The organism is Corynebacterium sp., from assembly GCF_022712195.1.
Classification (GTDB): Bacteria; Actinomycetota; Actinomycetes; order Mycobacteriales; family Mycobacteriaceae; genus Corynebacterium.
The window spans coordinates 1-8,443 of sequence record NZ_JALAGY010000096.1 but is presented as its reverse complement, the minus strand read 5'-3'; the positions used below and the strand labels follow the sequence as shown (position 1 = coordinate 8,443).

Genomic DNA, 8,443 nt, shown 5'->3' with positions numbered 1-8,443 from the left:
GTCCCGACCCCCGCCTCCCCGCACTCCGGGCCGTGGACCCCGCCACAGCGGCCGCACAGTGTCTCTGGTCTGTCCTGCACGGCCGGCACACCTGGGCCCACCTGCACATTCCGGGGGTCGACGACCGGCTCCACCGCGCGGTCCAGTTCGTGGACGCGTTCACCCAGTGCACAGGTCTGTCCCACGGCGACATCCGCGCGGCCTCCGCCGACAGGGTGGACGCGAGAACGACCGCAGAGGTGCTCGGCATGTGCGACTACGGTGCCCAGTCCCCGATGGAGACCGTGCTGCGGCTCATCGTCACCCCGCTGCTGCCGGACAACCTCACCTGGGAGTCGCAGGTCAGGGTGGACGTCGAAGGCCGGACGCTCCCAGGCGGCACGGTGCCCGACCTCGCCTGCCGCGAGCTGCGAGTGGCCCTCTACTACGACGGCGGCCACCATGACAGCCTCAGGCAGCGCGAGACGGACCTGCAGCTCACCCAGGCGATGATGAACGACGGCTGGGAGGTCTGCCGTTTCACCCGGCACGGGATACGGTCGACCACCCGTGTGCGCCGCACTGTCGGGGAGGCACTGCACCGGGCGGTACAACGGCACGCGGTGTACTCGCCCGGATCATCTGCGACCCCTTCGACCCCTTCGACACAGCAACCCCGGAGGTCGGGGTAACCAACCTCCGGGGTTGCCGCGTCATTCTCGGTGTGACGGCGGCGGACCCTTACCACCCCGCCCGCCGCGGAGACTCGGGGTCACCACCGGAGCATCAGGCGAAACCGTGCCCTCGCCCCGTCATGCCCATGCGCAGCATCGCCGTCCGGCCCATCTCCCGCATATCCCGCATGCCGGGCCACCCGGCCCCGTCATCGGGGCAGTGCTCCTGCCAGTGCGCACGGTCCCCCGCCGCCCCGTCATCCCCGGGCATGCCGTGATCACGGTGATCACGGTGTTCACGGTGATCACCGTGAACACCGGGGCCACCGCGGTGCCCGTCGGGGCCCCGGCCGCCGAAGGGGAACGGGCCGCCGAATCCGCCGCCCCGGCCACCGCGTCGGGAATCGTCCGGGAACTTCTCACGCACAGCGGCGGCGACCCGGTCCAGCATGTCACCGAACTGATCCTGCTCCTCAGCGGTGAGGACGTCGAAGGGGTCGTCGGTCTCCGGGACGTCGGAGGCCGTCTCCCGGCCCTTGTCGGTGATGTCCACGAGGAACGTCCGACGGTCGTTGTCGTCCCGTCGACGCTCGACGAACCCGGCGGACTCGAGTTTGCCGAGAACCTCGCTGAGCGACTGGGGCCGCACGCCCAGCATGTAGGCGAGTTCCTTCTGCGGCATCGGGCTGCGCAGGGTGAGGATGTGCAGCACCCTGCCCTGCCCGGCACGCATTCCGCCGAACGGGCGTCCCGGGCGGCCCGTCATGTCCATGCGCCGCAGCATCATGGCCAGGTGGGTGAGCCGGTCCGCGAGGTCCGGGGTGGCACCGGTGTTGTCTGTGTTGCCGGGGCCTTCGTTGTTGTCGTTGGTCATGTCGTCCATGTCCGCTCCTTCAGATAGTGCGGTACCTGTTGTTCAGGTACCTTCTGAAGGAGATACTACGCAGGTACCTGACAAAGTCAAGCGGCACCTTCACATCTCTCCGGGGGCTGCTTCCCTACCCCTCCACGAACCCCTCGTCACGGAGCCAGTCCCAGGCGACGTCGGTCGGTTCCTCGCCGTCCACGTCAACCCGGGCGTTCAGGTCGATCAGCGTCTCGTCGTCGAGCTTCTCCGACACCGGGGCGAACAGGTCGGCGATCTGCGGGTACTCGTCGATGAGCCCCTGGGCGACAACGGCCGACAGGTTGTACTTCGGGAAGAACTGCCTGTCGTCCTCGAGGATCTGCAGGTCCAGCGCCTTGATACGTCCGTCGGTGGTGAACACCTCGCCGAAGTTGCAGGTGCCCCCGGCCGTCGCGGCGTAGACCGCACCGGTGTCCATCAACGACTGGTCCACGTCCGCAGGGGACAGACCGTACTCCTCCAGCATCGGGATGAGGCCGTCGTTGCGGTTGGCGAACTCCGACTCCACACACAGGGTGCGCTCCGCCCGCGGGACCTTCGCGAGGTCCGAGAGCGTCGACACATCGAGCTTGTCGGCGACCTCCCGTGTGGTCGCGAAGCCGTAGGTGTTGTTCATCGGTGCCGGCGGCAGCCACACCAGGCCGTTGGCCTTCTCCTCGTCCCGGACGGCCTCGTACTGCTTCTGCTCGTCCGGGATCGGGTCGTCGTGGTTGAGGTAGGTCGTCCAGGCGCTGCCGGTGTACTCCCACTGCATGTTCACGTCGCCCTCGACCATCGCCTGGCGGGCGCTGGAGGAACCGGGGATGTTCGTCAGGTCCTGCACGTCGGCGCCGGCGGACTGGAAGAGGATCACCGCCATCTTGCCCAGCAGGATCTGCTCGGTGAAGTTCTTCGACCCCACCGCCACCGGCGCGCCGGCGAGGTCCACGCCCTCGAGGTCACCGGTGAGCGTTCCGCTGGGGCTGTACCCGCCGGCGGTGCCGAGACCGCAGGCCGACACCAGCACCGCCGACAGCGCGGTCACCAGGGCGAGGATCCGGACCCGGACGCCTGCCCGGGGAGTGTCGGTTCTCGTCGTCGTCATCGTCAGATCACAGTCCCTTCGGGGTCAGGGCGACTTCCAGCAGCCTGCCCACCCATTCCACCAGCAGCGCGAGAAGCGCGATGAGGATCGCACCCGAGACCAGCACGGGGAACCGGTACAGGGTGATGCCCGTCTGGATCAGGGCACCGAGCCCGCCGGCGTCGATGAACGTCGCGAAGGCCCCGGCGCCGACCAGCAGCACCAGGGCGGTGCGCGCACCGGTCATGATCACCGGCAGAGCCAACGGAAGCTCCACACGGAACAGCACCTGCAGCGGCGACATCCCCATCCCCCGCGCCGCCTCGACGAGGTGCCGGTCGACGCCGGTGAGCCCGGTGACGGTGTTGGCCAGCACCGGCAGGAAGGCGTAGATGCTCAACGAGAGCACGGCGGTGGGGGTGCCGAAGCCCAGCCAGATCGCCAACAGCACGATCACGCCGATCACCGGCGCCGACTGGCCGATGTTGCCGATCAGCGTGGTGAGCACGGAGAGCACCGGCGTGCGGCGTCTGGTCAGCAGGATGCCGGCGGGGACGGCGGTGACCATCACCAGCACCGCGCAGAGGAGCACCAGCACGATGTGCTGCCTGGCCATGGTCAGCACGCTGTCCCAGGCCAGGGCTCGTGCCTCGACGTCGCCGAGGTCGGCGGTCTGCCGCCAGGTGAACCAGCCGAGGAAGACCACGGCCACGAGGACGGGGATGCCCACGATGAGCAGTTTGTCCTCCCCGGACATCCGTCGGGTGACCCCCGTGGGGGACGTCGTGGATTTCTCAGGCATCGTCCGGCCCTCCGTCGGCGTTGAGGGCCCGGATGTACTCGGTGACCGCCTCGTAGTAGATCACACCGAGGTACCGGCCACGGTCGGTCACGATGGCACCGCCGTGGCTGGAGACCAGCATGGAGTCCAAGGCGTCGTTGACGGTCGACCGGCGTTCCACGGTGGTCTCCAGGTCGATGTGCGGGACGGGCACCGTCCCCCCTGCCCCGGCCGCGGCCTGCAGGCTGCGCAGCCACACCCAGTCGTGCGGACGGCCGCGGTCGTCGAGGATGATCACGCTGTCCCGTCCCGCGTCCCGGACCCGCTGCACGACGTCCGCGACGTCCTCACCGATGGTGCAGGTGGAGAACTCCTCCACCCCCACGTCGTCGACGCGCAGCAGTGACAGCTGCTTGAGCTTCGAACCGGACCCGACGAAGTCGGCGACGTAGTCGTCGGCGGGGTTGCCCAGGATCTGGTCCGGGGTGTCGTACTGCGCGATGCGCGCCTGCTCCCGGAGCACCAGGATCCGGTCGCCGAGCTTCACCGCCTCGTCGATGTCGTGGGTCACGCACACGATGGTCTTGTGCAGTTCGTTCTGCAGGCTGATCAGCTCGTCCTGCAGGCGTTGGCGGGTGATCGGGTCCACCGCGCCGAAGGGCTCGTCCATGAGGAGCACCGGCGGGTCGGCGGCGAGCCCGCGGGCCACGCCGACACGCTGCTGCTGTCCGCCGGACAGCTCCCGCGGGAAGCGGTCGCGGTAGGTCGCCGGGTCCAGGCCCACCAGGTCGAGCAGCTCGTCCACACGGTCGGTGATCCGCTTCTTCTCCCACTTCAGCAGGCCGGGCACCAGGCCGATGTTCTGCGCGACGGTCATGTGCGGCAGCAGGCCGCCGCCCTGGATGACGTACCCGACGTTGCGACGCAGCTCCGTGGGGTTCTTCGTGGTGACGTCCTCCCCGCCGATCCGGATGATGCCGTCGGAGGGCTCGATCAACCGGTTGATCATCTTCAGCGAGGTCGTCTTGCCGCAGCCGGACGGGCCGACGAACATCACCGTCTCACCGGCGGGGATGGTGAGGTTGAGGTCGTCGACAGCGGCGGCGGCCTGCCCGGGGTAGCGCTTCGTGATGCCGGAGAGCTCGATCTCGGCACCGGAGTTCTGTCGGTCGTTCGTCATGCGCGGATCCCCTTCGAGGTTGTCAGTCGGCCCAGCAGGAAGAGGACGGCGTCCAGGATCAGCGCGACGATGATCACGCCGACCGTCCCCACCAGGGTGTAGTAGAGTGCGTTGGCGCTGCCGACCTGGCTGAGGCCGGTGAAGATGTAGCCGCCGAGTCCCGGGCCCAGGGCGTAGGCGGCGATCGCGGCGACGCCCATGGACATCTGGGCGGAGACCCTGATCCCGGTCATGATCACCGGCCAGGCCAACGGGAGGCGGACCCGCACCAGGATCGACGCGGCGTTCATGCCCTGCCCCTTCGCCGCCTCGACGAGTTCGGCCGGGATCTGCTGGAGCCCGACGATCGCGTTACGCAGGATGGGCAGCACCGCGAAGAACACGACGATGAACACCGACGGCAGGGTCCCGATGCCGACCAGGGGGATCACCAGGCCGAGCAGTGCGAGGGACGGGATCGTCAACCCGACCGCCGACACCGCGTTCGCCACCGGGGACAGCCCCCGGTAGCGCGTGACGACCACGGCGATCACCAGCGCCACGACAGTGGCGAGAATCAGAGCCTGAATCACCAGACTCGCATGCTGGTAGGAACGGAAGAGAATGTCCGTCCATCGTGAGGAGATGAATTCATTCACTGGTTCACTTCGATTCGTCGACAACTGGACACACTGTTCATGCCGTGTGGCGGGCCACACACCGGACCCACGGTAGGCGGATGAACCACATACCGCAACCGGCACCACAAAGCCGTACGCTGCACAATCGACCCCGCCAGGTCCGTCGTGGCAGGTACGCCGCCCCGTATGCGCCGCCCCGCAGGAGTATATTCAAGGGGGAAACATACACCGTCGCCCGGCGAGGAGAATTTCATGGATGACGTCACGGACAGCACGAACGCACAATTCCCCGAGGCGGAAATCGCGCGGAGAATCATCGCGGAATCGACACTCGACGCGGTGGTCTACGCGGACCGTTCCGGGACGATCCGCCTGTGGAACCACGCCGCGGAGACCATGTTCGGCCACCGTCCCGACGAGGCCGTCGGACGGTCCCTCGACCTCATCGTCCCCGAGCGCCAGCGTGACGCGCACTGGCGGGGCTGGGACCGGGTCATGGAGTCCGGCACGACGAGGTACGGGACGGCGCCGCTGACGGCGCCGGGCGTCCGCAAGGACGGCAGCCGCATCTCCCTGGAGTTCTCCATCGTGATGCTCAAAGACCCCGACGGCCGGGTCGAAGGTGTCGCGGCGGTCCTCCGGGACGTCACCGAACGCTGGAACGCCGACCGTGAACGCCGTCGGCTCATCCGGGAGTACGAGCAGCGGCTCGCCGGCCGGGCCGAGCAGAGCGGTTCCTGACCCTCGCCTGTCTGCCTTGCCCCGGTAGAGCAACCGCTCTACCCTGGTTCGTCGTGACTGCCACCACACCGATCCCCGAACCGTCCGACGTCCGCGAGCGCATTGCCGCGGGACTGGAACGGGGTTTCGCGGCGCACGGATTCGCTGGGAGGTCGGTGAATGAGCTCCGGGACTGGAGCGGCGTCTCGCTACGGACCCTCTACAAGTACTTCCCCAGCAGGGAGTCGATGGTGGTCGGCGCCCTGGAGTACCGCGACCGCTCGTACACGCACTGGCTCGCGGGAGGCCCGGGTGACGGTGTCGGCCATATCCTCCACCCGCTGTTCCGGCTCCGGGACTGGATGGACCAGGTGGCGAACATCGGCTGCCTGTACATGAACGCGCTCTCGGAGTACCCCGACAGCACCGCCGTCGCAGCGGTGGTCTCCGCACACAAGGACAGGATGGCCGGCGAGTTCCTCCGGCGGCTCGACAGGGTCGCCCCGGGGCGCGACAACCGGCGTCTCGCGGACACTCTCTTCCTGCTCCACGAGGGGATGTCGCAGGCCGCCCGCCACCAGGGCGTGGCGACGGCGACCGACGCCGCGATACACGCGGCACGCGCCGCGCTGGCGGGGGAGGGTCTCGTCGCCGACGACACAGGAATTGTCGACAGGGTCGGCAGGAAGGACGGGGCGCACCAGTGACAACCTCGAACACGGGGCCGCACGACCGACGGACGCCGGCGCAGGGACGGTTCAGCGGCAGGGTCGCCCTGGTCACCGGCGCTTCCTCCGGCATCGGGAAGGCCGTCGCCGACCGCCTCCGCGACGAGGGTGCGACCGTCTACACCGTGCAACGACGCCCCTGCGACCGGCCGGGCAGCATCAGCGCGGACCTCACGGAGCCCACCGCACCTGCCACGGTCGTCGGCGAGGTCATCGACCGGTCCGGCCGGTTGGACATTCTGGTCAACAACGCCGGGATGATGCAGGAGGCCCCGGTGGAGCAGACGACACTCGACGACTGGAACCGGGCCCTGGCGGTCAATCTCACCGCGCCCTTCCTCCTCATCCGTGCTGCTCTGCCTCACCTGCGGGAGGTGCAGGGGTGCATCGTGAACACCGGCTCCGTGGAGGGTGAGGCCGCCAACCCCGGTCACGCCGCCTACAGTGCCACGAAGTCCGGTCTCCACGGGCTCACCCGGGCGGTGGCCGTGGACGCCGGCCGGGACGGGGTCCGGTGCAATGCCGTCGCCCCCGGATGGATAGACACCGACCTCAACCGGTGTTACGTCGACCGTGCCCCGGATCCGGCGGAGTTCCGGCGGCGGCTGGAGAACATCCATCCGCTGCGGCACACCGGCTCCCCGCAGGACGTGGCCGGGCTGGTCGCGTTCCTCGCGTCCGGGGACGCCGGCTTCATCACCGGGCAGGTCTACACCGTGGACGGAGGCCGCACCACACAACTCAGCCTGCCGTAGCATCCCGGTCCGTCCCTCCCCCGGGGCGGTCCAGAAAGGAACAGACCATGGCCGAACCCGGCCCCCGCCCACCCCAGTCCACCCGCATCGGCCAGGCCGTCAAACGCGCCGCCACCGGTGAACAGTCCGTCCACCCTGCCCTTGTCCCCGGCATCAGCGTGGAGGAGACGCAGACGAGGTACCCGACACGGATCGGCGTGTTCGTCACCGCCCTGGTCGTCGCCGTGGCGTTCATCGCCTGGGCAGCCTTCGCCCCCGAGAACATCGCCTCGGTGGGCTCCACGATGCAGACATGGGTGGTCAAGAACCTCGGTTGGTTCTACGGTGCGGTCGCGGTCTCCTGCATGGTGTTCATGTTCGTCATCGCCTTCCGGCCCACCGGGCACATCCGTCTCGGGCCGGATGACGCGGAACCGGACTACTCCACACTGTCGTGGATCTCGATGCTCTTCGCGGCGGGTCTGGGCATCGGCCTGATCTTCTACGGGCCGATGGAGCCGCTGCAGCACTTCCTGGAACCGGGCCCCGCCACAGACGCCCCGCCCGGATCACAGGACGCGGTCCTGCCGGGCATGGCCCAGTCGATTCTCGACCAGGCGAGTCTGCCGTGGGGGATCTACGCCCTGGTGGGCGGCGCGTTGGCCTACACCACCTACCGGCGTGGCCGGGTTCCCCTGATCTCCGCCGTCTTCGAACCTGTCTTCCCCGACGGGCCAAACCGTCCCCTCGGCAAACTGATCGACGTCGCCGCTGTGCTGGTGACGTTGTTCGGGACGGCGACGTCGTTGGGTATCGGCGCCCTGCAGCTGCGGACGGGAACGTCGATCCTCACCGGCCGTGACCTCGAGGGGGACGGGTTCGTGGTCGTCGCCATGGCGGTGCTCACGGTGATCTTCATCATCTCGGCTGTCACCGGCATCAAACGGGGTATCCGGTTCCTGTCGAACCTGAACATGGGGTTGGTCATCGGCCTGGGCACCTTCGTGCTCATCGCCGGCCCCACGGTCTTCCTGCTCGACCTCCTCCCCACCTACCG

At 68.5% G+C, this 8,443-nt stretch carries 10 protein-coding genes; 5 read left to right on the top strand and 5 right to left on the bottom strand.

Features of this window, described 5'->3' with window-relative positions; all coding sequences use genetic code 11:
* Positions 1 to 671 (top strand): DUF559 domain-containing protein (locus Q0A34_RS13490; RefSeq protein ID WP_291480513.1); only part of this gene is annotated, 671 nt, incomplete at its 5' end.
* Between the two features lie 94 nt (positions 672 to 765).
* Here Q0A34_RS13490 and Q0A34_RS13485 read toward each other — a convergent pair.
* The 5 genes from Q0A34_RS13485 to Q0A34_RS13465 all read right to left on the bottom strand — a co-directional run bounded on the left by Q0A34_RS13485 (position 766) and on the right by Q0A34_RS13465 (position 5,222).
* Positions 766 to 1,536, bottom strand: a complete 771-nt coding sequence (locus tag Q0A34_RS13485; protein WP_291480512.1) for a MarR family transcriptional regulator — start codon at positions 1,534 to 1,536, stop codon at positions 766 to 768.
* A gap of 115 nt (positions 1,537 to 1,651) precedes the next feature.
* The gene (locus Q0A34_RS13480; RefSeq protein ID WP_291480511.1) at positions 1,652 to 2,644 is read right to left on the bottom strand and encodes a glycine betaine ABC transporter substrate-binding protein; all 993 of its coding nucleotides are present in this window, start codon (positions 2,642 to 2,644) and stop codon (positions 1,652 to 1,654) included.
* A gap of 7 nt (positions 2,645 to 2,651) precedes the next feature.
* On the bottom strand, positions 2,652 to 3,425 hold the full coding sequence (locus Q0A34_RS13475) for an ABC transporter permease (protein WP_291480510.1): 774 nt from the start codon (positions 3,423 to 3,425) through the stop codon (positions 2,652 to 2,654).
* Positions 3,418 to 4,584 (bottom strand): ATP-binding cassette domain-containing protein, encoded by a 1,167-nt coding sequence (locus Q0A34_RS13470; protein WP_291480509.1) that lies wholly within the window; start codon positions 4,582 to 4,584, stop codon positions 3,418 to 3,420. The genes Q0A34_RS13475 and Q0A34_RS13470 overlap by 8 nt, the downstream gene beginning before the upstream one ends.
* Positions 4,581 to 5,222, bottom strand: a complete 642-nt coding sequence (locus Q0A34_RS13465) for an ABC transporter permease (RefSeq protein WP_291480508.1) — start codon at positions 5,220 to 5,222, stop codon at positions 4,581 to 4,583. Before Q0A34_RS13465 ends, Q0A34_RS13470 begins: the two co-directional genes overlap by 4 nt.
* A 234-nt stretch (positions 5,223 to 5,456) precedes the next feature.
* Between Q0A34_RS13465 and Q0A34_RS13460 the strand changes: the two genes are divergently transcribed.
* The 4 genes from Q0A34_RS13460 to Q0A34_RS13445 form a co-directional block, all read left to right on the top strand.
* Positions 5,457 to 5,945, top strand: coding sequence for a PAS domain S-box protein (locus tag Q0A34_RS13460; protein WP_291480507.1), 489 nt, complete (start codon positions 5,457 to 5,459; stop codon positions 5,943 to 5,945).
* Positions 5,946 to 5,998: 53 nt separating this feature from the next.
* A complete protein-coding gene (locus tag Q0A34_RS13455) occupies positions 5,999 to 6,631 on the top strand; it encodes a TetR/AcrR family transcriptional regulator (RefSeq protein ID WP_291480506.1) in 633 nt (210 codons plus the stop codon).
* Positions 6,628 to 7,407: an SDR family oxidoreductase gene (locus tag Q0A34_RS13450; RefSeq protein WP_291480505.1), complete on the top strand. Its 780-nt coding sequence runs from the start codon at positions 6,628 to 6,630 to the stop codon at positions 7,405 to 7,407. Before Q0A34_RS13455 ends, Q0A34_RS13450 begins: the two co-directional genes overlap by 4 nt.
* Positions 7,408 to 7,454: 47 nt before the next feature.
* On the top strand, positions 7,455 to 8,443 hold a 989-nt coding region (locus Q0A34_RS13445; protein ID WP_291480504.1), incomplete at its 3' end, for a BCCT family transporter.